15 protein-coding genes and 3 pseudogenes are annotated in these 25,008 nt (G+C 69.3%); 6 read left to right on the forward strand and 12 right to left on the reverse strand.

Annotation, left to right across the window (positions count from 1 at the left end; translation table 11 throughout):
• Nucleotides 1-25: 25 nt before the first annotated feature.
• From ACIHCQ_RS00290 to ACIHCQ_RS00315, 6 genes are all read right to left on the reverse strand, one after another.
• Nucleotides 26-286 (reverse strand): hypothetical protein, encoded by a 261-nt coding sequence (locus ACIHCQ_RS00290; RefSeq protein WP_399656234.1) that lies wholly within the window; start codon nt 284-286, stop codon nt 26-28.
• Nucleotides 283-1,107 carry a formylglycine-generating enzyme family protein gene (locus ACIHCQ_RS00295; RefSeq protein ID WP_399656236.1) on the reverse strand — a complete coding sequence of 275 codons (825 nt, stop codon included), beginning with the start codon at nt 1,105-1,107 and terminating at the stop codon, nt 283-285. The genes ACIHCQ_RS00290 and ACIHCQ_RS00295 overlap by 4 nt, the downstream gene beginning before the upstream one ends.
• The gene (locus tag ACIHCQ_RS00300) at nt 1,074-2,933 is read right to left on the reverse strand and encodes a hypothetical protein (RefSeq protein ID WP_399656238.1); all 1,860 of its coding nucleotides are present in this window, start codon (nt 2,931-2,933) and stop codon (nt 1,074-1,076) included. The genes ACIHCQ_RS00295 and ACIHCQ_RS00300 overlap by 34 nt, the downstream gene beginning before the upstream one ends.
• Complete coding sequence (locus ACIHCQ_RS00305) at nt 2,930-3,706, reverse strand: class I SAM-dependent methyltransferase (protein WP_399656240.1); 777 nt, start codon at nt 3,704-3,706, stop codon at nt 2,930-2,932. The genes ACIHCQ_RS00300 and ACIHCQ_RS00305 overlap by 4 nt, the downstream gene beginning before the upstream one ends.
• Nucleotides 3,707-3,861: 155 nt before the next feature.
• Nucleotides 3,862-5,133: an SWIM zinc finger family protein gene (locus tag ACIHCQ_RS00310; RefSeq protein ID WP_399656242.1), complete on the reverse strand. Its 1,272-nt coding sequence runs from the start codon at nt 5,131-5,133 to the stop codon at nt 3,862-3,864.
• Nucleotides 5,133-8,027: an SNF2-related protein gene (locus ACIHCQ_RS00315; protein WP_399656245.1), complete on the reverse strand. Its 2,895-nt coding sequence runs from the start codon at nt 8,025-8,027 to the stop codon at nt 5,133-5,135. Before ACIHCQ_RS00315 ends, ACIHCQ_RS00310 begins: the two co-directional genes overlap by 1 nt.
• A gap of 685 nt (nt 8,028-8,712) precedes the next feature.
• Between ACIHCQ_RS00315 and ACIHCQ_RS00320 the strand changes: the two genes are divergently transcribed.
• Genes ACIHCQ_RS00320 through ACIHCQ_RS00335 form a run of 4 tightly spaced genes read left to right on the forward strand, consistent with a single transcriptional unit; the run spans nt 8,713 to nt 17,205 of the window.
• Entirely contained in the window at nt 8,713-10,311 is a 1,599-nt protein-coding gene (locus tag ACIHCQ_RS00320; protein ID WP_399656247.1) for a TIGR02677 family protein, read from the forward strand.
• Entirely contained in the window at nt 10,308-11,660 is a 1,353-nt protein-coding gene (locus ACIHCQ_RS00325; RefSeq protein WP_399656249.1) for a TIGR02678 family protein, read from the forward strand. Before ACIHCQ_RS00320 ends, ACIHCQ_RS00325 begins: the two co-directional genes overlap by 4 nt.
• Nucleotides 11,657-15,889 carry a TIGR02680 family protein gene (locus ACIHCQ_RS00330; protein WP_399656251.1) on the forward strand — a complete coding sequence of 1,411 codons (4,233 nt, stop codon included), beginning with the start codon at nt 11,657-11,659 and terminating at the stop codon, nt 15,887-15,889. The genes ACIHCQ_RS00325 and ACIHCQ_RS00330 overlap by 4 nt, the downstream gene beginning before the upstream one ends.
• Nucleotides 15,886-17,205 (forward strand): TIGR02679 family protein, encoded by a 1,320-nt coding sequence (locus ACIHCQ_RS00335; protein WP_399656253.1) that lies wholly within the window; start codon nt 15,886-15,888, stop codon nt 17,203-17,205. Before ACIHCQ_RS00330 ends, ACIHCQ_RS00335 begins: the two co-directional genes overlap by 4 nt.
• Before the next feature lie 84 nt (nt 17,206-17,289).
• Here ACIHCQ_RS00335 and ACIHCQ_RS00340 read toward each other — a convergent pair whose 3' ends face one another.
• The 6 genes and pseudogenes from ACIHCQ_RS00340 to ACIHCQ_RS00365 all read right to left on the reverse strand — a co-directional run bounded on the left by ACIHCQ_RS00340 (nt 17,290) and on the right by ACIHCQ_RS00365 (nt 23,473).
• Complete coding sequence (locus ACIHCQ_RS00340) at nt 17,290-19,080, reverse strand: flavin-containing monooxygenase (RefSeq protein ID WP_399656255.1); 1,791 nt, start codon at nt 19,078-19,080, stop codon at nt 17,290-17,292.
• A 65-nt stretch (nt 19,081-19,145) separates the two neighbouring features.
• Nucleotides 19,146-19,985: an SDR family oxidoreductase gene (locus tag ACIHCQ_RS00345; protein ID WP_399656257.1), complete on the reverse strand. Its 840-nt coding sequence runs from the start codon at nt 19,983-19,985 to the stop codon at nt 19,146-19,148.
• A gap of 78 nt (nt 19,986-20,063) precedes the next feature.
• Nucleotides 20,064-21,228, reverse strand: a pseudogene (locus ACIHCQ_RS00350) (NAD(P)/FAD-dependent oxidoreductase).
• Nucleotides 21,225-21,422, reverse strand: coding sequence for a ferredoxin (locus ACIHCQ_RS00355; RefSeq protein WP_399656259.1), 198 nt, complete (start codon nt 21,420-21,422; stop codon nt 21,225-21,227). Before ACIHCQ_RS00355 ends, ACIHCQ_RS00350 begins: the two are co-directional and overlap by 4 nt.
• Before the next feature lie 36 nt (nt 21,423-21,458).
• A pseudogene (locus ACIHCQ_RS00360) lies at nt 21,459-22,702 on the reverse strand (cytochrome P450).
• A gap of 261 nt (nt 22,703-22,963) precedes the next feature.
• Nucleotides 22,964-23,473 carry a MarR family winged helix-turn-helix transcriptional regulator gene (locus ACIHCQ_RS00365; protein ID WP_399656261.1) on the reverse strand — a complete coding sequence of 170 codons (510 nt, stop codon included), beginning with the start codon at nt 23,471-23,473 and terminating at the stop codon, nt 22,964-22,966.
• A gap of 133 nt (nt 23,474-23,606) precedes the next feature.
• Here ACIHCQ_RS00365 and ACIHCQ_RS00370 point away from each other — a divergent pair.
• Nucleotides 23,607-24,403, forward strand: a pseudogene (locus ACIHCQ_RS00370) (SDR family NAD(P)-dependent oxidoreductase).
• Nucleotides 24,404-24,507: 104 nt separating this feature from the next.
• Entirely contained in the window at nt 24,508-24,993 is a 486-nt protein-coding gene (locus ACIHCQ_RS00375) for a protein kinase (RefSeq protein ID WP_399656263.1), read from the forward strand.
• Nucleotides 24,994-25,008: the final 15 nt, after the last annotated feature.

Raw genomic sequence — 25,008 nt, forward strand, 5'->3', positions numbered from 1 at the left:
CCCGTGACGGTCTCCAGGTCACCAGTCACCGGTAGTACTCGGACGGGTCGGGTTGATCGAGCCGGATAACGAACTCCGCACGACCGGGACGGTCGGCGGCTACGTTGAAGCGGACGCGTTCACCGGTCCGGATCGTGCGGAAACCCTCAGTCACGATGTGAGTGTAGTCAAAGGTGTAGTAGCCGCCATCCGCCTCGTCCTGGACGATGAACGCGCCGACCGCGCCCGTCAGTCCACCGCCAGTGGGCCTGCGGTCGACGATGATGCCGTGTCGTGCATCGTTCATGAGGCTTCTACCTCCGATTGGTCGATGTCCTGCACGCACCGGAAGCCAACGGCGTTACTGCCGCCGCGTTTACGGTAGATCCCCTTGCTGCTCGTCTGCACGGCGCGCATCGGATTGTCGTAGCTGCCTCCGCAGAGAACCGCCTCACCGGGATCGTCGAGGCTGGTGGAGGTCCACTCCCAGATATTGCCGGCCATGTCCTCAACGCCGTACGGGGAACGGTTTGCCGGTCGCTCGTCCACTGGTGTCACCCATGCTGTGCGGAGTGCTTGCTGGGCGAATTCCTGCTGCCAGGCATGGAAAGTGACCACCGGGCGACCGACCCACGTGTCCGCGCAGTTGATCGGCGCGCCATCAGAGTCGTCTCCCCAGGGGAAGAGACGGCCGTCCGTCCCACGGGCAGCGGCTTCCCACTCCAGCGCGCTGGGCAGCCGCTTGCCCTCGAAAGCGGCGAAGGCGTAGGCACTCCACCAGCTGACGCAGGTGGCCGGAAAGGCACCGTACCGCTGGTTGACGTAGTAATCCGCTTCGCGCAGCCGGTCCGTCCAGGGCAGGTGCGTCACGTTGGCCGGCTGATCGGGGTGATCCCAGCGGGAGGTACCGTCGGGCAGGATTGCGTCGAGGAAGCGGCGATAGCGGCTGACCGTAACGGCGTGGCGGTCGAACCGGACCGGGCGTTGTACGCGGCGCAGCAAAAGCCGTTCCGCGGGCCCTACGAGGTAGACACCGGCGGGTACCACGCAGTCGTCGGTGGAGGCGTCCATTGGTAGGTGCGCGAGGAAGGCTCTCACCTGTTCGGTGATGAAGGCACCACCGGGCATGTCCGCCGCCTCTTCGAGTCCCCTCCGCGTGGCAAGGTGCCGGGCGGCAAGCAATCTTGGTATGCCGTGTGCGCGAATGCCGCCCGGTCCGGCCCTGCGGGTCTCAGCAGCGGCGCGAGTACTGACGCGGTGAGGTCCAGGCGACCGTCCGTGAAAGCGCTGGTGCCCAGATACCGGTGCAGGTCCAGAACGGAGAAAGTAGTCCGATCGGTGAGGAAATCCCGTCCGAAGGTTTCGGAGAGACGACCTTCGATGGCCGTCTGGCCCTGGTCCGCGAGAGTTTTCGTGATGTGTGCCGCCAGCAAGGCGTCGAGGGACTGCGCGGACGGCAGCTGGAGGGATGCAGTCAGCCGTTTCTCCAGCAGAGTCGCGTCGGGCTCTGTGAGCCGTACGAGGTGAAAGTGCGGCACTCGGGTCGGGTCGACGCCATTGGCGTACATCTGCTCGACCAGTTGTTCAGAGCGTGCCGCGCCACTGTCCAAAAGCTGACGGATTTGGGGCGAGTCGGCAAGGAACGACACCCGGGAACTCATCACCACAGCGGACTCGGCTGAGAGCACCGGCGCCAGGTCGGCGAAGAGCCGCAAGAAACCGTGAGGGCTGGCCTCATCCACGCCCTCGTCGATCGCGTCCAGGACACACAGTGCGGTGCCGGACCGAATCAAGTAGAGGAACAGGTCGTATGCGCGGGAGCGATCCGCCACCATGCAGGGCGACAATAGGCGCGCCACGTATTCCGAGAAGAGCTCTTCCTTCGGTTTCAGGCCCAGGTCGAAGTAGAAGCGGAACCGTCGGGTGTCAGGGTCTGCAGCAAGCTTGCGCAGAAGAGTGCTTTTTCCACTGCCCACTCGGCCGGTGACAAGGACATTGGCGTGGCCACGCGTCACGCGGGCGAGTAGGGAGGCGGCATCCTCGGCGGCTTCGATACGGGCTTCCCCGGTACGGGGATCGATCGAGAGAACGCTCGCCGTGATGGATGCCCGGGCATCGAGAGTGTCCGTGAAGGCGCTGGCGTCGAGGTGGGCGCTGAGGTCGATGAGGGTGTCGATGAACCGCTCATAGCGGACCGTTCGGCAGTCCTGACCGAGCAGCTGACGGAGAAGGTCCGGCAGCTGGTTACCGTTGCGGTCCTCTTCCAGGATGACGAACCTGGTCAGTTTCGGCAGGCGCGTGCGGAGCAGTTCACCATCGCTGGAAGTGAGAACGGTACGCAAGTCATCGGCGGCCCGGGAGAGCATCAACTCGACGTACTCCAGACGCATGCCCGACTCGCGGCAGAAGAGCAGATAACCCGTGTCCGGGGTGAGCACGAAGCGTTTCGCCTGGCGGTAACCGAGGGTCACATACAACCCCGAGAGGAATTCGCAACGGCCCGCGACTTCTGGGGCCATATGGGGCTCTCCGCCGAGAAGAGCTGAACTGCCGGTGTCGGTGAACCAGACCAGTACATCCACGAGACGGCGTACCGCCAGCAGGCCGTCTTCGTCGGAGATGTCGTAACCGTCGTGCGTGGATCGGTTACGCAGGCGTCGGATATCGTCCAGCGCGTTCAGCACTGTGCTGCTCCGGATGTGCGGACGGCAGCCTTTGACCAGGTCGTTGAGGGCTTTGCTCGACGGATCACCGTCGACGCTGTGATGCCGCCACAGCTCCTTGAGCAGCTTTTCCGTCAGCTTGCCGACGAGAGCGACTGCGTTCTCCGGGTAGCCGTCATTGAGGCTACGTAAGGGACGTTCGAGATCCAGGCCAAGACGGTCGGCGATGCGCGAGTGATCGTCGAGTTCGCTGCGAAGCCGCTGCAACCGTGCGTCCACTACCATGCTCAACGCTTCTCTCCGTGTTTCACGCCGAGCACGAAGGCAAAGCGGTCAGGGAATAGCAGGAGCGGCTCGGGGTGAGCGGCGCGCATCTCGTCGATTCCCTTCTCTATCTCGCTGTCGCTGAAAGTGGAGAGCAACGACATATAGCGGGCCCGCACCATTGAGATGTACTTGTCGCGGTCAAGACGCAGCTCGTGCTCCACGTGGAAGAGTCGAGCTTCGAGACCCGCGCGTTCCATGTGTCCGGCGATGCCTGCGGGATCGGGCTGCAGCTCTTCGAAGCGCTCAAGCGCTGCCCGGAACAATGGGTACTGGATGGTGGCCGGCAGCATCACCACAAGCAAACGCCCAGCGGGGGCGAGTCTTTGAGTCAGGCCCCGCAGAGTGGCACCAGGGTCCGCCACGTGGTGAACGGACTCCTTGAGCCACACGGCATCCAGCTCGTCGTATGGCAACGTCGTACGCGCGTCGGCGATGTCTTCAGCGGAAGCCAGAATCGGTGTCAGGCCCGGCAACGACTGCCTGTCGATCTGTCGCAGCATCGCTTCCGACGGGTCCACACAGAGGATGGGCTGCTCCGGGTGGACGATGCGCGACACCTCCCGCGCGAACAACCCGGTGCCGCTCCCGATGTCGGCGATGCGGTCCGCGGAAGAGATGGACAGCGCCTCGGTAATGCAGGCGGACATCCAGGGGATGTAGTTCGGCCCGTACACCCAATGCTCGTCATACTCGGAGGCGATCTCCTCGTAATGCCCCGCAACGTCCCGCTGGTCCACGGTCCCCCCGCCCCCGAGCTGACAGTCTCCTTCGGCCCGACAGCAGACTACCGTCCGCCAGTCCTGCATGACATGGCGTGATCCCTGATCGGCGGTACAGCCACCACGCGCGACAGGCTGCGGGGGCAGACCGGTGGCGCCCACGGACGGACCGATCACGCGATGGGCGAGCGTTTCTCCCACGCTGCGGCGAGCGCGGCGACCGGATCGGAGTCGGCGGGGGCGCAGGGCCACCACTCGCCGTCCTCCCGTGCGTACGGGTACCAGCGGCTGTCCGGACCGTAACGCAGTTGGAGGCCGGTGTCGCCCAGAGTGAGACGGCCTCGCCACGCTTTGAGGGTCACGATGTCCCCGGTCATGTCGGCGAGGGCCCCGGTCAGGGCCGTGCGGGCGGAGGCCAGCGCGGCCGGGGCGGGGACCACGGTCTCCTCGGCGACGGTGACCCCTATCGCGCCGCCGTGCCGCCAGGCGCGGGTGAGCCTGGCGAGTTCCAGAGGGCGAAGGCCCGTACCGGACTGCAGTCCGTGGAACCATTCGAGGTTGTTGTGGGAGGCCGCGAGGCGCACCGCGTCCTGGCGCTGAGTGAGGGTGAGCGAGGTGTGGTCCCCGGCGAGCAGCTGCTGGGCGCGGGTGGCGGCGTCCCCGGCGAGGCGCTGAAGCCCGTCGAGATCGAGGCCGGAGGAGGCCGGCGGCTCCACGGGCAGGGTGGAGGCCCGTGTTCCGGCGGGTTGAGGCGGGTCGGGAAGCGGGAGCGGCAGTGAGGCGTCCCTCCAGCGGGAGTACGCGGCCGTGGCCGGGACGCCGGCCGGGGCCTGTACGGCGGCCGGGCGGTCCGCGGTGCGCCGCTCGCGCAGGGCGGCGAAGACCTGCTCGCGGGTGCGACCACGCAGGGCGAAGAGGAGGAAGGGATTGTCGTCGACGCGAGTGGCGATCGCGTAACACAGGGCAGCCGCGTGCTTGCAGGGGTACCCCCAGTCCGGGCAGGAGCATTCGGGGTCGAGCTCGGAGGGCCTCGGAAGCAGCGGTACGTCGGCGACTCGGGCGTCGTCGACGAGGTTCTCGGGCATCTCGCCGTCGAGGAGGGCCGCGACATGGCCCGAGCGAGCGGCGACCGCGTCCAGGAGCGTGTCCCATTGACGGTCCGTCAGTACGGGTATCCGGACGCCGGCACGGTAGGGGCTGGGGCGGCTGCCCTGGACCGGGGCCTTGATCCGGCCCGGCGCGACGGCGATGTCGCCGACCATTCCCTTGCGGGCGTACGTGCGCCCGCGCGAGAGCCGCCCGGCATCGAGGGTGGAGTCCTCCAGCGCGGCCACCCATGCCTGGCCCCACCAGGTGGCGGCAAAGGCGCGCTTGCCGCGGACGGCGGCGGGGCGTTGTCCGGAACCGGCGGAACGGGCGGAACGGGCGGAACCGGCGGGGCTCATCACTGCCTCCTCAGGGCGACCAGCTCAGCCAGATCGTCGTCGCCGAGCTCGGTAAGGGCTGCCTCTCCGGAGCCGACCACCGACTCGGCCAGCGCGCGTTTGGACTCCAGCAGGTGTGCCACCTTGTCCTCCACGGTGCCCTCGGTGACGAGTTTGTGGACCTGGACGGGGTGGTCCTGGCCGATGCGGTACGCCCGGTCGGTGGCCTGGTCCTCGACGGCCGGGTTCCACCAGCGGTCGTAGTGCACGACATGCGTGGCGCGAGTGAGGTTGAGTCCGGTACCGGCCGCCTTCAGGGACAGCAGGAAGACCGGGACGTCACCGTTCTGGAAGGCGGCGACCATCTCCTCGCGGCGGGGCACGGGCGTACCGCCGTGCAGGTACAGCGATGTCACCCCGCGCTCGGTCAGATGGCGTTCGATCAGCTTGGCCATCTGCGTGTACTGGGTGAAGACCAGGGCCGATTCGCCTTCGGCGGTGATGGTGTCCAGGAGTTCGTCGAGGACTTCGAGCTTCCCGGAGCGGCCGGTCAACGGGCCCCCCTGACGCAGATACTGGGCGGGGTGGTTGCAGATCTGCTTCAGCGCGGTCAGCAGCTTCAGGACGAGGCCGCGGCGGGCGATGCCGTCGCTCTCTCGGATGCGGTCCATGGTCTCGCGCACGACCGCCTCGTACAGGGAGGCCTGTTCCGTGCTGAGCGACACGATCCGGTCGGTCTCGGTCTTCGGCGGCAACTCGGGAGCGATGCCCGGGTCGGACTTCTTGCGGCGCAGCAGAAACGGTCGTACGAGACGGGACAGCCGCTGCGCGGCCTCGGGATCCTCGCCGGACTCGACCACGCGCGCGTGCCGCTCGCGGAAGGCGGTGAGGGTGCCCAGCAGGCCGGGGGTGGTCCAGTCGAGCAGGGCCCACAGTTCGGAGAGGTTGTTCTCGACGGGGGTGCCGGTGAGTGCGACGCGGGCCCGCGCGGGCAGGGAGCGCAGCTGACGGGCGGTGGTGCTGTGGGGGTTCTTGACGTGCTGGGCCTCGTCGGCGGCGATCAGCGACCACTTGACGCCGGCGAGTTCGTCCCGGTCGCGGCGCAGCACCCCGTAGGTGACCAGGACCAGTTCGTCGCCGGCGAGGTCGTCGAGGTGGCGCTCGCCGCCGTGGTAGCGGCGCACCGGGACCGCGGGGGCAAACCGTGCTGCCTCACGTTGCCAGTTGCCCAGCAGTGACGCGGGGCAGACGACCAGGGTGGGCCCGGCGCTCGCCGGGTCGGTCTGCCGGTGCAGGTGGAGGGCGAGCAGGGTGATCGTCTTGCCCAGGCCCATGTCGTCGGCGAGGCAGCCGCCGAGGCCGAGGTCGCACATCTCGGCGAGCCAGGCCAGGCCTCGCTTCTGATAGTCGCGCAGGGTGGCGGCGAGTGCGGCGGGCTGCTCGACGGGGGTGCGCGATTCGGGTTCCCGTATGCGGGCGACGAGCTCGGCCAGCGCCCCGACCGCCTCGCAGGCGACCGCTTCCCCGTCGATCTCGGCCTCGCCGGTGAGGGCCGCGGTGAGCGCCTCCATGGGCGTGAGCGGTTGCATGCGGCGGCGCTTGGCGCGAGCCACCAGCTTCGGGTCGGCGATCACCCACTGGTCGCGCAGCCGGATGAGCGGGCGGCGGGTCTCGGCGAGAGCGTCCATCTCGGCTTCGGTGAGGGGCTCGCCGCCCATGGACAGCTGCCAGCGGAAGTCCAGTAGCCGGTCGGTGTCCAGCAGTCCGCCGACGGTGGAGCCGGGCGCGGAGGACTGCTCGATGACGGCCTGGGCGCTGAGGGCTTTGACGAGTTCACGTGGCCAGTGCACGGCGATTCCCGTGGCAGTCAGCGCGTCGGTGGCGTCGCCGAGCAGGTCGAGCGCCTCGTCGTCGGTGAGCCGCAGCTCGTCGGGGGCGGAGTCCTGGAGGAAGCGGCTGAACGGCGGCCAAGCGCGCGCTCCACGGCGCAGGGCCAGGAGCATCTCGGTCTCGGCGCGCGGGCCGAGGAGACGTTCGACGGCGGCCGGTTCGGACCAGACCTGGGCGGCCTCGACGACCAGGGCCGGGTCCTGGGCGGTGTGCAACTGCAGCACGGCGCGGAACTGCGAGCGCCGCCCCGTCGGCGGATCGACCCGCACGGAGACAGTGACATCCGCGGCGAGCGTCGCGTCGGTCTCCTCCGCCCACTCACGCAGGACCGGGACTGGCCGCACCTCTCGCCAGGCGTACGGCAGTTCACCGGCAGCCAGCGGGGCGGCCGGGGTGCGGGTCAGGGTGTCGGCGACGGCGTCGCAGAACCGGCGTATCAGCGCGGCGGGTTCGGTGATCCTGACCGGGGCGGGGCCGGGCTCGGGCAGGCAGTGGGCGTACGGCGGGAAGGCAGCGGCGAGCGCGTCGAGCGCCTGACGGTGGGAGGCTGCGTAGGGCCCCGCGCGCCAGGTGTCGTACGCCTCGGGGGTGAGCGCGGGATACAGGCGGCCGTCGGCGAGCAGCCGCAGGGCGAGCCGGACGGCCGCTGCCCATGCCGCGGCGGACGGGTGCACCGCGGACGAGGGATACGCCGGGGAGGCGGTCAGCAGGGCGGGCACGGCCACTCCGGCCGGCACCGCCCATCCCTCGACCGTACGGCGGCGCGTACCGCGGCCGTACGGGAGCACCAGCTCGGCCGGGCCGGCCTCCACACCGGCCGGTGGCTCGCCCCTCGGCGCGGCGCGCACTTCCGCGGGGCGCCACAGCAGCAGCCGACCGTGCCGCGCGGGTTCCTGGGGTAGGAACACCGCCGCCCAGCCGTCCGCGAGCAGCCCTGCCGTCCACCGCACGGCCTCGGGGGTGGCGAGCGGCTGCGATTGCCCGACTCGCCCCGGTCCCGGTTGCCTGATCGTCACGCGGGCCATCGTGGGCGTGCCCCTTCCTGGGCGGCCGTTCACCGCTCCGGCTCTGTTGATACCGGTCCCTGCAGCACGGTCCGCTCGGACGCGACACCTTTCGGCCAGTTTCTCAGTGGTGGGAGCGGGCCTTCAACCTGGATCCCACGGCCTCCGAATGAAGCCCGGCATCCGGTCCAGACGGCCGGTCAGGTCGTACATCGTCGCGCGCTCCTTGAGCGGGCGCCCGTACCGCAGCACCTCCCACTGAGTTGCCCCACCACGGCCTTCGCCGGCGCGTGCAGGGCGGGCGCGACCGCGCCGCCGAGCCGTCCGGCGATCGCGGCTGCCTCCGCGTCGTGTGAGCCGGGTCGCAGAGCCCGTTGAACAGCATCTTGCCCACCACATGGCCTGCCCGATGGACGGTTGACTTACTGGACCTCATCAATGCGCTGGCCCTTCTGATCGCGCTCGAACCCGACCAGGCCCGGCTCCTGGACGCTGTGAGCGCAGGCCCACTGATCACCACGGACGATCTCCGGGACCACGGCGTCCTGCCGGTCCCGCCCTACGCGGCGAAGGAGCCGAAGGCGCCGCGAGCGCCCGCCCCACTCCGGGGACCGTCCAAGGCACCTTCGATTTTCCCCAGCTGAGCCGACGCGTACTCAGCGCGAAACACAGGTCGCTGTCAGTCCCGCTGCGTAGCCTCGTACTCATGGAGGCAAATCCCGACGAAGCGTGGCAACGGCTGTCCGCTTACACGTACCTCAGTGCGCCTGAGCGCCTGGAGCATGTCGCGATCATGCGGGTGTTCTGCGGGACATTGCTGGCAGATCTGGCGGTGCCCGATGTACTGGCGAAGCTCGCCGACTCCGGTGGACCGGCAGCGGGGCTCGATGCCGAGACGCTGGCCGTTCGGCTGGAGCAGCTGGTGCGGTGGGGCAACTTGTTGCGCAGCAGTCACTCGGTGAAGGCATCGAGCATCACTGAATACCAGCGGGCCCGGTCCCGCTACCAGCTGTCCAAGCTGGGCGAACGGATCCAGCGAGAGGCGGACGAAGTCCTGGCGGGGGCGGACACCGCGCGCGAGGTCAGCAGCGAGTTGCTGGCACTGGTCGAGCGTGGGCTTCGCGAGCTGGCCGACCTGGCCCGGGGGCCGGGCGGAGTGGGGGCACAGGACGCGCTGGAGCGAGTCAGTACGATCTTCGTCCAGTTCACCGAATTCGCCGATTCTGTCCGGGATTTCTACGCCTACCTGGGCCAAGTGCTGGCGCGGTACGACCTGGACAGCGCGGAGTACCAGGGCTTCAAGGAGCTGTTGCTCGATTACGTCGAGGCCATCACGGAGGATGTGTCCTTCCGAGCCCCCCGGATCGCCACAGTTCTCAACGTCCTCTGGCCGCGGCTTCCTGATCTCCTGGATCGTCTCGACGCACATGCCCGTGGCCTTGCTGGGGTCTCGCTCAGCCCGGAGGGAGAGTCGGGGATCCGAGTGCAGCGCAGCCGAGGCCGCGAGATGGCCGACTGGGAGGGGTTGCGCGGCTGGTTCGCCGATGTCGAAGGACAGGGCAGCCAGGTCGATCAACTTCGTGATGCCACCTTGCGCGCACTGCAGTCGCTGCTCGCCAATGCCAAGCGGATGCTCCGCTCGGCTTCCGGCGAGATGTCGCGGCGCAAGGACCTGTTGCGCCTCGCCCGGTGGTTCGACGAGGCGGCCCCGGAGGAAGCGCATGACATCGCGGTCGCGGCCTTCGGTCTGTACAGCGCCCGGCATCTGGGCGTCCCGCCGGCCATGGACGAGGTGGTGCCCGCGTACACGAGCTGGTGGACCGGTCCAGTGGTCGAGGTCCCGGTCGCGCTCCGCGAGCGGGGCAGCCGCGCCCAGCGTGGCCGAGCATCGGCCGTGGAGGATCATTCCCAGCAGAAGCGACGGCTCCAGCAGGCCGCACGCGATCGGGCGGCGGCCAGACAGGCAGCCGCCGACGAACTGCGCAGCGCTTCCGGGCATTTCGCGCGGGTTCGGCTCACCTCGGCCGCCCTTGCCTTGTTGCTGGAGCTGTTGGCGACGGCGTTGGGTAACGCCCAGTTGCGACGGGTCGAGGGCCCGGGTATGGGGCAGACCGATGGCTTCGCCCTGGACGCCGCACAGAGCGAGGACGCGGAACTTGGCATCCGTCTCACAGTTCGGCGCATAGCCGGCGCGCACACGGTGCTGGACTCGGTCGACGGAGAACTGCTGCTGGATGATCTGGAGCTGATCGTCGAGAGCTCTGCTGTCCCGGAAGGACGAGAGATTGGAGCAAGCGCGTCGTGACACTTCCCTCCGCCCACGATGTCGCCCTCGCGGCAGAGCGCCGAAGCGCCGGCCGACTGCTGCTTGTGCACCCGCTGGTGACGGCGAACGGACCGCACTCCGATCTGTTTCCCTTGATCCGCAGGCATGCCGAATGGCTGGGGAAGCGATTCCAGCAGGTGCTTGGCTACCGACTCCTTGTCGACACCTCCTACGCCCGGCTGTTCAAGGCCGGACTGGGCGCCGGCGCGGGGCATCGGCTGGAGCGCTCCACCGGCACACCTTTCACTCCACGCACCTACGCCTGCCTGGCCTTGGCCCTTTCCGTCCTGGTGACAGCTCCCGAGCAGTTGCTGCTGTCGCGGCTGGTCGCCGACATCAAAGCCGCGGCAGCCGACGCCGGCATTGAGCTGGAGGGCACAGGCCGGGCGGCGGAGAAGCGGACTCTGGCCGCGGCACTGCGCCAGCTGGTCGACTGGGGGGTGCTCACGGAAACCGAAGGCAGTGTGGGCGCGGTCATGCAGGAGGACGGCGGCGAAGCGTTGGTCACGATCGACCGGGAGATCGCCCGTGCTGTCGTCGCCGGGCCCCTCGCGCCGAGCCGGGACGGTGCTGACCTGGTGCGGCGGGCCGCGGACCCCGGCTTCGGCGGTCCTCGTACGTACGTCCGTCGGATGCTGGTGGAGACACCCGCCGTCTACCTCGACGACCTGACCGATGCCGAGCGGGACTGGCTGCGTACCCGGCAGCGCCGGGAAGCCCAGGCGTTCTCCGAGCTTCTGGGTCTGGAGGCCGAGATCCGGGCCGAGGGCGTGGTGCTGGTGGACGCCGAAGAAGAAGTGACCGATCTGCACCTGCCCGGTACAGGAACCGTCGCGCAGGCCGCCCTCCTCCTGGTGGAACAGTTGGTGGAGCGGCTGCGGCCTGCCGGTCCGGGGCACCCGGCGACCGGCGGCCGGCTGCTGATCGGTGTCGCCGTTCCGGACGGGCTGGTGGAGGAGCTGCTGGCTGAACTCGTTGGGGAGTACGGACGGCGGAGCAACTGGCAGCGCGGATATCTGGAGGACCTGCCCGCACTGCGGGAGGCGGTGCTGGACGTGCTCTTCCGCATGCGGCTGGTGGCCCGCGCCGGCCCACTCCGTTCCCAGGGAAAGGGCCTGCCCGAGGGATACGACGAGGCAGTCCCGGAAGACCGTCCTGTCACCGACGTCACGGGGGCGCGCCCGCAGGTGAGCGGCCTCGTGCTGCTCGCCGCTGCCGCCCGCTACGCCACTCGTGTCACCGTCCGCAAGGCTGCTGCCGGGGCGCTACCCGACGCCGACGTACAGCACGACGTACAACCCGACGTACAGCAGGAGCTGCCGCTATGAGCCCCGGTACGAGTGTCCCCATCCCCTTGCAGCGTTCCGCGCCACCCTCCCGTCACCGCTTTCGGTTGCACCGCGCGGGCATTCGCAATGTCTGGCAGTACGACGAGCAGGAGTTCTCGTTCGGCGACGGGCGGCTACTCCTGCGCGGCAAGAACGGCGCGGGCAAGTCCAAGGCCCTGGAGATGCTGCTGCCGTATCTGCTGGATGGCGATTCCCGGGCCTTGGACGCCACCGGTACCGGTCGGACCACACTCGTCTGGCTGATGCTGGACGGCTTCGAGCAGACGAACCGCCTGGGGTACCTCTGGGTCGAGTTCCGCATGACAACGGACGACGGTGGCGACCGCTACCTCACCCTTGGTGCCGCGATCCGTGCATCGAAGTCGACCAAGAAGGCTGTCCCGGCCTTCTTCGTCACCCCACTCCGCATCGGTGAGGACCTTCACCTCGTAGAGGGAGGGAAGCCCTTGCCGGTCGAGAAACTCAAAGAGAAGATCGGTGCCGGAAATGTGATGGAAAGGGCCGTCCAGTACCGGTCCCGTGTCGCCCGCGAGCTTTTCGGTATCACCGACACCACGCGTTACCGCAATCTGACTCAGCTCCTCCACCGGCTGCGACGCCCCACTGTCGGCGACCGCATCGAGTCCGGCGGACTCGTCTCTCTCCTCAGTGAGACCCTGCCAGGGCTGGACGAAGAGGTCGTGGAGAAGGTGGCGCGCAACCTCCACGATCTGGATGCCGTACGGGATGAGCTCGGCCGGCTGGAACGAACCGACGCCGCGCTTCGCACCTTCCTCACCAGTTATCGCGGCTACCTGGTGGGCGTTCTGCGCCGGGCATCCGACGGGGTCAGTCAGGAACTGGACACGCTTGCCCGGCGGCGCCGGGAAGCCGGTGACGCCGCGAAGGCAACGCACGACCTGAGAATCCAGGAGGAAGAGGCTGACACCCGACTACGGACCCTGCGAGAGGAGCGTGAGACCGCGCAGACCGAGCTCGACGCTCTTCAGGCGAGTGACGGATACCGCAGCCTGGCCGAACTGTCCGAGCGGCGCAACACAGTGGCCGCGTTGGGTACTGCCGCCGACACGGCTTTCGCCTCGGTACTGAGCGCACATCGTGCGGAGGAGGGCGCGGCAGACCGGCTGGCCGAAGGCACCCAGCGGCTGGGAAACCGGATTCAGGAGCTCGCCGCAGAACACCGGGAACTGCTGACCGCGGCGGAGAAGGCAGGGTTGCCCCCGGGCCACCTCGGCGACGCGGTCCCCCTGCACCACACACATCTCGGCGGGCCGACCGAGCTGGAAGTCTTCAGTCCTGCCGGTGAGACACAGATCGTGCGGCACCGACGCGTGACAGTTCCGGACACGACAGCCACCCAGGCGGCGTTGGACGCATGGCATGAGCAACTGGAGGGTTCACAGTCGGTGGTGAAGCATCGGCTGCGGATGGTCCAGGAAGTGGACAGCCTCGCCTCCCAAGCCCGCAAAGCTCAAGCAGACGCGGCCACGGCGGATGCCGAACGGGAGCGGCTGGAGGCGGATGGCGAACAGGCGGCCGACCGCCTCGCAAGGAACCGTGCGGGGGCTGTCGAAGAGAGCGGCGCATACGCCCGGGAGGTGGCCGAGTGGGCAGAGCGCATGACCGGCGCGATCGGGCCGGACTGCCCCTCGTTGGCTCCTGTCGGGGTAACCGTCGACCATGAGGCGTCACCGGAAGCGCCGTTCGCCGAGCGAGTGCTCCACGCGGGGATCGATATCGAAGCGCAGCAGGTCGCTCATGCCGTGCTGGACCCGTACGGCGAGGATCTGGCCGGGCGACGGGACACCCTCGCCCTGACCGTGAGCCGGCTCACCGAGGAGCGTGATCGGCTTGTCGGGCAGCGAAAGGTATGGGAACAGCGCACGGACCCGGAACCGCCCGTTCCGTACCACCGTGTCGCGGAACGAACACCCCATACAGGTGAGCCCTTTTTCCGGCTGGTCGACTTCGCCGAAGGACTCTCCTCAGCCCAGCGAGCGGGCTTGGAAGCGGCCCTGGAAGCGAGCGGCATCCTGGACGCCTGGGTCACCGCGGACGGCGCCGTTCTCGACGCGCTCACCCGCGACACTCTGTTGGTCCCCAGGGCAGCGGCCCTGGACGGGCCGACGCTGGCCGACGCGCTACGACCCGTGGCACATCCCGGGAGTGGCGTCACAGCTGAGCAGGTCGAGCACATTCTGCACGCCATCGCGCTCTCGCCCGCCGCGGAAGCAGCGGGAGTCAGCGCTGTGCACTACGACGGAAGCTGGCGCCTCGGTGCTGTCCGCGGCCGGCATATGAAGGACGGTGCCGAGTACGTGGGTGCCGCTGTGCGTGCCGAGACTCGGCGCCGGAAGCTGGCTGAGCTGGAGCAGGCGCTGGTCGAGGTGAAGCGGCGACTCACCATCGAGGGCGACAGACTGAGCGGGATCGACGCTTGGCGCCGGGGCCTCGCCGTCGGGATGCGGGCATTTCCACGGGCCAGCCGGCTGGCCCGTGCGTGGTCCCAGATCGAGGACGCCGAGTCCGCCGTACAGACTCTTACCGGTAAGGCGGTCCGCGCCACGCGCGCGGCCGAAGAGGCCCGCAGCCTGGCGGTCGCGGCCCGCGGCGAGGCGGAGGCCACCGCGACGGCCAACGATCTGCCGACCGAGCCTGACGCTCTGTCGAGAGTGCGGACGGCGCTGACCACCCTGCAGGGCGGCGTGGGGCATCTGCACAGGGCCATCCGTAGCACAGCCAGAGATCTCAGCGGCAGTTCGGCGGAGCGCGGAGGGTACGAGCGCGCTCATGGTGATCGCCGGGGAGCTGAGCGGGACTACCGGCTCCGTCTCGATGAGCTTCGGCCGGCTCGTCACGCCCTCCGTACGCTTGAGGAGGCTGTCGGGGCGGCCGAGGACGAGATTCTGGCGCGCGAAGCGGAGACCAAGCGGCACATTGCGGCAGCGGTTCGCGCGCTACCGGAAGCTCAAAGCGCACTGGCCGGTCTCCACGACCAGAGGGTCCGCGCGGAGGAGAAGGAAGGAAGTCACCGCGAGCAGTTGCTGACGCAGGAGGCCGCGGTGATCGAGGCCGGGAACGCGCTTCGCGGGGCGCTCGCCAGGCCGGAGGTGCTCCGTGGCGCAGGGCTGGACCGATCGACGTTGCCGGATCGCCATGGGGACGCGCCCATGGCGGATGCCCGTAGCCGCATTCGAGCGCTGCGCGGACTCGCCGACGCCGTGACGGGCCGACTGGACCGGCCGAGGAACGACGTATCGGACGGTGCGCTGCTCAACCGCCACACAGAACTACGCGATCAACTCGCCGGCGGTTACGACGCGCAGCTCGATGAGCGGGACGGGATCAAGGTCTGCCGACTGCTCGACGACCACGGTCCCCATGATGTCGCCCTGGTCGGGGAACGCATCGCCGATCAGGCCGCTGAGGCCCGAGGTCGTCTCACCGAGCGTGAGCGCGAGGTCTTTCAGCGCTTCCTCGCCGGTGAACTCGGCGACCATCTGTCGACGCAGGTCATCACTGCCGCCAATCTGGTCGCTGCTCTCAACGACACGCTGAGGACGGTGCGTACGTCTCACGGTCTCGGCGTTGAGCTGCAGTGGAAGCTGGACGAGGACGTCGATGCCGACGTACGAGCCGCTGTCGATTTGCTCCGCAGCCCCTCCGGACTGCGGACAAGGGAACAGACCGAGCAACTCCGTGAGGTGCTGCAACGCCGTATCGAAGACGCGCGCAGGGCCGATCCCTCGGCTGGCTACGCCGCCCACCTGCGCACCGCCCTGGACTACCGGGACTGGTTTCGCTTCCACACTTTCGTTGTCGAGGACGCCGCTCCGAACCGCAAGCGCAGGCTCACCGGTCGCACCGGGCTCAGCCAGGGCGAGCAGCGCGTGCTCTCCTACCTGGTGCTGTTCGCCGCAGCAGCCGCCCACTTCACCACCCTCGGCGAATCGGCACCCCACGCACCACGCCTGATCCTCCTCGATGACGCCTTCGCCAAGGTGGACGAACCCACCCATGGGCGGCTGGGGCGGATCCTCGTCGACCTCGATCTGGACTTCGTCCTCACCAGCGAACGGCTCATGGGCAACTGGCCGGAAGTCCCGTCCCTGCACATCTACGAGTGCCTTCGCGATCCGCACGTACGCGGCGTGGCCACCCTGCACTACACCTGGAACGGCCGCCATCGGCGCCTGGTTTCCGTATGAGCACCCTCCCGGCCGAGACGCGGGACTGGCTCACCGGGCCGGGCCTCGACCGCCTGTGGCAGGCGACCCGTAAACGCCTGGAAGGCAACGGCCTGCGAGCCACAGGCGCGCTGAGAATCACCGGGCTCGACGCTCAGGAGAAGACTGCCCTGTCCCAGCTATTGGGCAGGGCCCTCACGAGTGCCACCGCGACGATACGACTCGACGCGCTGGATTCAAGACTGCGGGATTCAGCGGCCGGACTCGGGCTGGTCGAGACTCTGCGTGCACTCGGAGGACCGCCTCTCACCGACCGCCGGGCCGTCCGGGCAGACGCCGAGGCCCGGCGCGAGCAGGTGTGGGCGACGGTCGCCGAATGCCTGGAGGTGTCTCCCCTGCGAGGGGAAGCGTGGGCGCGTCAGTGGTACGACGGGGTACGTCGGGTGGGTGTGCCGAGAGGAGTCACGCCGGAGGCCGCGGTCCGGACCCTCCAGCAGGCCGTTCAGGTGCTGACGCTGCTCCTCGGGCCAGAGCGGTCAGGCGTACGCGGCGGGGGTGGTGGCCGGGGCCGGGGCCGGGGCCGGGGCCGGGGCCGGGGCCGGGGCCGGGGCGAGCTTGCCGCCGAAGTGACCGGGTCCGCGCACGGTCTGGACGACGGGACCTGGCTCGCCCGGCTCGTCCAACGAGGCATCGCTCTCGCCCACGGCTCCGAACTCCCCGACAGCGCGTCCGGACGGCGCGCTCTGTGGCGACTGGCGGCAGTCACTCCGGACGAAGTCTCCAGCACTGTGCTCGCCTACGGTCTACGGCCGCTCGGTGACGGTTGGCGAGAACGGGCACTGCGCGAGAGAGCGCTGCATCACGCGGAGACCCACCTCACCTTGCGTGATTTGCACGTCGTGCAGCTGATGTTGCCGTCCGGCACCCTGGTCCACATCTGTGAAAACCCGCGCGTAGTGGAAGCCGCCGCTGACGCCGCCTGCTCTCAGCCAGTCGTCTGCACGTCCGGCAGCGCTGCCACGGCGGTTCTCACTCTGCTTGATGCCCTCGCTGCCGCTGGTTGTCGTTTCGCCTATCACGGTGACTTCGACTGGCCCGGCCTCACGTTGGCCAACCGGATCATCCGCCGCTATGACGCACGCCCCTGGCGGCTGAACGCCGAGGACTACGAGCGACTCGCCGCCGGCACCCAGGCTCAGGGCTTCCCCCAGCTGCCACTCACCGGCGAGCCCGTCGTCGCGGACTGGGATCCGGGTCTGGCCCCTGCCATGACAGCACTGGGCATCGCCCTTCACGAGGAAGCCACCCTCGGCCTTCTGGTGGAGGACCTGAGCTGAACGAAGCCAAGGGCCAATCACCGCCCGGCCTGGTGCCGCCCGGGCTCGTGCCGCCCGCGCCCCCGTTGCCCGTCACTCCGCGATTCACTCCGCGATGACGTCGCTCATGCCTCCGTCCGCGCGCCACCGCCTGAGCAGTTCGTGGAACGCGATCGGCCCGTCGCCGTACGACTCGCTGCGTTCTCTCGGCATGCCCTCGTTGTTGTAGTACCCAGGGGTGCATTCGGCCTGGAACTTGTACAGGCTCGCGGCCTTCTCCCGGATCGTGGCGACCCAGGCGCTCTCCGCCTCGGCGGTCGGCTCGACGTACCGGGCCCGGCGCTTGCGGGCTTCGGCGAGGACCGCGGCGACGTGGGTGGCCTGCTCGTCGAGGATGTGGACGAAGTTGACGGCGCTGGCGTTCTGCAGCGGGCCGAGCTGGAAGAGGTTGGGGAAGCCGTGGCTGTAGAAGCCGTGGAGCGACTTCGGGCCGCCGGCCCGCCAAGTCTCGGCCACGGTGACGCCGCCCCGGCCGTGCACCGGGAGGAGTCCCGACACGGCCGCAGGGATGCCGACCTCGAACCCGGTCGCGAAGATGACGCAGTCGACCTCGTACGCGGTGCCGCCGACCACGACGGCGTCCTCGGTGATGCGCTCGACGCCCCCTTGGTCGGCCGTGTCCACCAGCGTGACGTTTGGCCGGTTGAACGTGTCCAGGTAGGTGTCGCTGAACGCGGGCCGCTTGCACATATAGCGGTACCAGGGCTTGAGGGTCTCGGCCGTCTCCGGGTCCTCGACGACGGTGTCCACCCGTGCGCGGATCTCGTTCATCTTCTGGAAGTCGGCAAGCTCGTACAGGCGCTCCCGCTCCTCGGGCGGGAGGTCCGCATAACTGTTGCTCGGGATGAGGTTCTGCAGCAGCCGGGCGCTGGTCGTCCAGCCGTCGGACACCAGGTCCTCGTCCACCCGGCCGCCGGTGACCAGTGTGAGGAAGTTGTCCTTACGGCGCCGCTGCCAGCCCGGGGTCAGTGACGCGGCCCACTGCGGATCCGTGGGGCGGTTGCCGCGTACGTCGACCGTGGACGGCGTGCGCTGGAATACGTACAGGTGCTGGGCGTCGCGCCCCAGATGCGGCACGACCTGGATGGCGGTCGCGCCGGTGCCGATGAGGGCCACGCGCTTGTCGGCGAGCTTGTGGAGGCTGCCGTTCGCGTCGCCGCCGGTGTAGTCGTAGTCCCAGCGGCTGGAGTGGAACGTGTGGCCCTTGAAGGTCTCGATCCCGGGAATGCCGGGGAGTTTCGCCTGGCTGAGCGTTCCGTCGGCGGTCACCACATAGCGCGCCTTCATGCGGTCGCCGCGGTCGGTGCTGATGCTCCACTCCGACTCCGCCTCGTCCCAGCGGAGTTCGGTCACCCTGGTCTGGAAGCAGGCGTCGCGGTAGAGGTCGAAGTGCCGCCCGATCGCGCGCGTGTGCTGCCGGATCTCCTCGCCGGGCGCGTACTTCCACTTCGGGACGTAGCCGATTTCTTCGAGCAGGGGCATATAGACGTACGACTCGATGTCGCACTGGATCCCGGGATACCGGTTCCAGTACCAGGTTCCGCCGAAGTCCCCGGCCTTCTCGATGAACCGGATGTCCCGCACGCCCGCCTGGCGCAGGCGCGCGCCCGCGAGCAGGCCGCCGAAGCCACCACCGATGATCGCCACCTCGACCCGGTCGTACAGCGGCTCGCGGGTGAATCCCGGGTCTTCCAGGTACGGGTCGTCGGCGTACGAACCGAACTCGCCGGCGGCGCGGTGGTACTGCCGGTTGCCGTCGGGGCGTAACCGGCGGTCGCGCTCGGCGCGGTACCGCGCGCGCAGCGCGTCCGGGTCGGGACTGCTGGGGGTGGGCATGCGTGGTCCTCTCTGCTGTCCTCTGCGGTTCTGCTGTCCTCTACGGTCCTTGGATGTCCGCCGTTTCAGGCCGGGCGGTGCCTGTGGATCCACGCGGCCTGCCCGCCGTCGATCAGCAGGTCGGTGCCGGTGATGTACAGCGATTGCGGGCCGGTGAGGAACGCCACCGCGTCGGCGACCTCCCCGGGTGTCCCGGGGAGGCCCGCACCGCACGCCTCCAGCATCTTCAGCATGTGCTCGCCGGTCGCCGACTCGGCCTCCGCCTTCGACATCGCGGTGGAGATGACGCCCGGACTGACGGTGTTCACCCGGGCACCGCGGAGGTTCCAGGCGAGAGCGGCGGCCTGCACCCGTACGTGGTCGGCGCGCTTGGACACGATGTACGCGGCTGTCGCGTCGTCCCCGATGGCGGCGACGGCGTCGAGCGCGAGGAGTTCCGCCGCGGGAACCGTCGCGAGCGCGGCCTCGTCCGCCCGGCTCAGTGAGGCGCAGTGACCGGCCATGCTGGAGACGCACACCAGGGACGTGCCGCGGGTCGCCACGGTCTCGAAGGCGTCGATCACATGAGCCGTACCAACCAGGTCGACTTCGAGGATCCGCCGCGCGGACGCGGTCGCGGCGGAGACTCCCGCGGTGTGCACGACGGCGGTCAGCCGGCCCTCGGCGGCGGCCGTTTCCACGAGTTTCCCGACCGACGTACGGTCGGACACGTCGGTGACCACGCCCCGCGCCGTATAGCCCTCCGCGCGCAGCGCGTCGATCAGCGTGTCGAGTTGGCTGGTCGAGGCGTCGGCGACGATCAGGGAGCGTCCGCTGCCCAGTCGGCGCGCGACCGCCGAGCCCATGCCTCCTGCTCCGGTGACCACGACCACGTCACGGCGGTCTTCCGGTGGACCTTGATCCATGATGAACAACCTCCTTGTTGTTCCACGGGTTGTTGTTCCACGGGTTGTTGTTCCACGGGCTTCGGAGCCGTGGGATCGCTAAGCCGCAACCGCCTCGCGCCAGGCGGCGCGCGCCGCGATGGCCTGCCGCCAGGGGCGGATCGCCTTGGGCTGCATGCCGATCGCGAGGACCCCGGTCAGGCGGTCGCCGGTCCGGTACGCGACCACGAACCGGCGTTCGTCCAGGTCCCCGTCCACCACGGCGACTTCGTCGTGGCCGCGCAGACAGCCGTACGCCTGGATCTTCATGTCGTACTGGTCGGACCAGAAGTACGGCACCGGGGCGAACGCCTTGCGCGCCTCGGGGTGGAGGAGGTTGCGGGCGGCGGCCATGCCGTGTTCGGCCGCGTTGGTGCGGTGCTCGATGCGCATGGACACGCCGAACAGCGGGTTGTGCCAGCGGGCGACGTCCCCCGCGCCGTACACGCCGGGGGCGGCGGCGCTGTACTCGTCCGCACACCAGGCCGTCGCGCACCGTCAGGCCGCTGCCCTCCAGCCATTCGGTGTTCGGCAGGGAGCCGATGGCGACCAGGATCTCCTCGGCCTCCACCAGTTCGCCGTCCGCGAGCCGTACGCCGTCGTCGGTCACCTCGGCCACGGTGACACCGGTGCGCAGATCCACGCCATGGTCCAGGTGGGCCCTCGACAGCACCCGTCCGACCTCCTCGCCGACCGCGTGGGTCAGCGGCACCGGCGCCGGTTCGAGGAGGGTGACTTCACAGCCGAGACCTCGGGCCACCGCGGCGGCCTCCGCCCCGAGGAAACCGGCGCCGACCACTACCAGCCGTCGTCCAGGAACCAGGCAGTCCCGCAGCGTGAGGGCGTCGTCCAGGGTGCGCAGCACATGCGCGCCCTCGCCGGGCAGGCGGCGCGGGCGCACACCGGTGGCGACGATCAGTCCGTCGTACGGCACTCGGGTCCCGTCGGCCAGCAGCACCGTACGGCCGGCCGGTTCGAGGCCGGTCGCGGCGGTGCCGAGGCGCAGGTCGAGGTCAAGCGCGGCCAGGTCGGACGGTGTACGCAGGGGCAGCCGGCCGGGCTGCCACTCCGCTGCCAGGATCTGTTTGGACAGCGGCGGGCGATCGTAGGGGGTGTGCCGCTCATCGCCGACGAGGGTGACCGTGCCGTCGTAGCCCTCCCGGCGCAGCGTCTCGGCGGCCGTGAGCCCGGCGGCCGAGGCGCCGACGATCAGGATCCGCCTCACTCCTCCACCAGGCGGATCGCCACCGCCGGGCAGACCGCCGCGGCTTCGCGGACGCCGTCGAGAAGCTGTACGGCGGGGTTCTGATCCAGCACGATCGCCACCCCGTCCTCGTCGCGCTGGTCGAACACCTCGGGGGCGGCCACGACGCACTGCCCCGACGCCACGCACTTCGGTTCGTCCAGTTCCACACGCATGGTTCTGTCCTCAGTTCGCCGGTACGGGGAGGTGGGTCACCAGGTGACGGGCAGGGAACGGACGCCGTAGGTGGTCCCCGTGTGGTTGAACTCCAGCTCGTCGACGGAGGCGGCCAGCGCCAGGGTGGGGATACGGCGGTAGAGCGTGCCGTAGACCACCTGGAGCTCCAGGCGGGCGAGCGACTGGCCCAGGCACTGGTGGGGTCCGTAGCCGAACGCGTTGTGCACGCGGGCGGCCCGGCTCAGGTCCAGCCGCTCGGCCTCGGGGAACACCTCCGAGTCCCAGTTCGCGGCGTGCAGATCGAAGAGGAGGCCGTCCCCGGCGCGGATGGTCAGACCGCCGATCTCGATGTCCTCCTTGGCTACCCGGCGCAGGCCGGAGTGCACGATGGAGAGGTAGCGCAGCAGCTCCTCCACCGCGTTCGCGATCACCTTCGGGTCGTCGGTGTCGCGCAGCACGGCCAGTTGGTCCGGGTTTTCCAGCAGGGCCAGGGTCGCGAGGCTGATCATCGTCGTAGTGGTCTCGTGTCCGGCGATGAGCATCGCGACGCCCATGTGTACGGCCTCGCTGTGGGTCATCTCGCCGGCTGTGACCCGGGCGCCCATCTCGGACAGCACGTCCGCGCCGGGGCGGTGAGCTTCTCGGTGAGCAGGCTGCCCAGATACGCGGCCAGCGCGCCGCTCGCCGCCATTGCCTCCTGCGGCGGGACGGAACTGTCGAGGACGATGTTGCTGTTGTCCTGGAAGAAGTCGTGGTCCTTGTACGGGACACCGAGCAGGTCGGCGATGACGAGCGAGGGAACGGGCAGCGCCAGCACCGTGAGCAGGTCGGCCGGTTTCGGCCTGGCGAGCATGGTGTCGATCAGGTCGTCGACGAGCTTCTGGATGCCGGGCCGCATGGCCTCGATCCGCTTGATGAGGAACGGCGCGTTGACCATCCGGCGCAACCAGGTGTGGACCGGCGCGTCCGTGTTGGTGATCATCGTCGGGGTGAGGGGCGCGATCTCGGCGCGGTGCGCGTTCACATACGGGAAGCCGGACTCATGGTCGTCGTTGCTGACGCGGGGATCGGTCAGGAGGGCCCGCTGGTCGGCGTGGCGGGTGATCAGCCAGGGTGTGGTGCCGTTCCAGATCCGGACCTTGGTGATCGGTTTCTCCGCCCGCAGCGGCTCCAGGGCCGGAGGCGGGGCGAGGGGGCATTCCGCCGCCCGGGGCATCGGATACTCGGGAACCGGCGCGGCCCCATCGTGCGCGGGACAGCCGGTCAACGTGTCCGCCATGTCACTCCTCGGTGGGGTCTCCGCCACGGCGGGGACCCGGGGGGAAGCGTGGAGAGAGGCCTCTTAAACACATGCAACCGGAGGGGACTGACACCATTCGGTCAGCTACCTGACGGAAGGCTGACGTGACGAAGCTCACATGGAGAAGGTCGCATGAGGAAGGTGGGTACTTGACCGTCTTTGGCGGGACATGGAGCCGCCGGGTCATGGCGAGGGTGCCCGTCAGACACCGTCAGATGCCGTCAGATGCCGTCAGGCGGATCACTGCGGCTGGGCGCCCTCTCCCACGGGGGTCTCGGTGTGGGAGAGGAAGTCGTCGACCACCCGGTGCAGCAGGGTGGCGAGCTGCTGCAGGTCCTGTGGCGACCACTCGACCAGCGCCAGCTGCATCCCCCGGATGCTGGCCTCGCGGATGCGGTCCATGGTCTCCCGTCCGGCCGGGGTGATCTGGATGCGCTGCGCACGGCGGTCATCCGGGTCCGGGACGCGGGTCACGTAGCCCGCCTTCTGGAGCTGCTGCACCTGCCGGGTGACGTGCGACGCCTCCACGGCCAGCCGGGCCGCCAGTTCGCTGGGGCGCAGGGGGTCGGAGTCGGCGATCTGCCGCAGAAGGGCCACGGCCGCACGGTCCAGGGGCGCTCCGGCCAGGGCCATGAGGCGCTCATGCTGGCGGACCCGGCTGTTCAGATACGAGAGCCGGGTGAGGGCGCGCTCGATCTCGACCACGTCGGTCGAGGCGGGGGCGTCGGTGGACGGTGACGAAGGGGACATGCAATCACTTTACCATCTGATTGCTTGACTTAAGTAATTTATACGTGCTTGCCTGACTCACGTAATGCAGCTCCATCGTGCCATCGCCGTCCGCCCACCGAGAAGCCGCCCACAACGGGCAAGGGAGCACCCCATGAGCAGCCCCGGCCATCAGGGACGCAGTGTTGTCGTCACCGGAGCGGGATCCGGAATCGGCCGGGCCACGGCCCTGAAGTTCGCGCAGGAAGGCGCGAAGGTCCTGGTCGCGGACCTGAACCGGGAAGGCGCCGAGGAAACCGTCAAAGCGATCGAGAGCGCGGGAGGCACCGCCCGCGCGGTCGTCGGTGATCTCAGCGATCAGCAGGTGGTCGACGAGGTCGTCGACACCGCCGTACAGGCCTTCGGCGGTCTGGACGTCCTGGTGAACAACGCCGGGATCATGGACCGCATGTCGGCCCTGGGGGCACCTCCCAGGGCGAAGCCTCTGGGGGAGAGACCGACGACGCCGAATGGGAACGCGTCATACGGGTCAACCTGACGGCGCCCTTCCTGCTGACCCGTGCGGTCCTGCCGCACATGCTGGCCGCGGGTGGCGGCGCGATCGTCTTCACCGCGTCCGAGGCCGGGCTGCGCGGCAGCGCGGCCGGTGCCGCGTACACCGCCTCCAAGCACGGCATCGTCGGACTGGTCAAGAACCTCGCCGTCATGTACCGCAAGCAGGGCATCCGCGCCAACGCCATCGCCCCCGGTCCTACCGCGACCAGCATCCAGGTCGACGCCCGCGCGGAGGCCCACGGCCCCGCCCTGCTCGGCCACTTCATCGGCAGCAACATCGGGCGGATAGGCACCGCGGAGGAGCAGGCCGCCGCCATCGTCTTCCTCGCCTCGGACGCCGCCGGCTTCATCAACGGCGCCATCCTGCCGGTCGATGACGGCTGGTCCGCCGTCTGACCGGTGGCGCCATGTCGTGGCGTGCGGAGGGCGTTTGTGCGTCAGTACGGTCCAGTTACGGTCCTCCGGTCCGACGCGCGAGCGGATATGGCACAGTCGTGCCGGTGGATGAGCTGCGACCGCAGGAACCCGCACGCATAGGCGCGTGGCGGATTCTCGCCCGGCTCGGTGCGGGCGGCATGGGACAGGTGTATCTCGGCCGGTCGCCCGGCGGACGGCTGGTGGCCGTGAAGGTGATCCGCGACGAGATCAGCGATCACCCCGAGGCGCTGGCCCGGTTCCGGCGGGAGGCCGCGACCGTGGAGACCGTACGGAGCGCCTACACCGCCCAGTTGATCGAGGCATCGCTCGACACGTCCCCGTACTGGCTGGCCACCGAGTACGTGCCGGGGCCCACGCTGCGCGGTGCCGTAGGCGCGAGCGGCCCGTTCCCGCCGGACAGCGCCCTGCGCCTGTTGGCCGCGCTCGCCGAGGGGCTGGCCGCGGTCCATGTCCACGGGGTCACGCACCGGGACCTGAAGCCGCAGAACGTCATCCTCCGCGCCGCAGGGACCGCAACTGATCGACTTCGGCATCGCCCGGGGACTTGAGCAGACGATTCTCAC

The sequence above is a fragment of the Streptomyces sp. NPDC052236 genome, assembly GCF_044548015.1.
Lineage (GTDB): Bacteria > Actinomycetota > Actinomycetes > Streptomycetales > Streptomycetaceae > Streptomyces.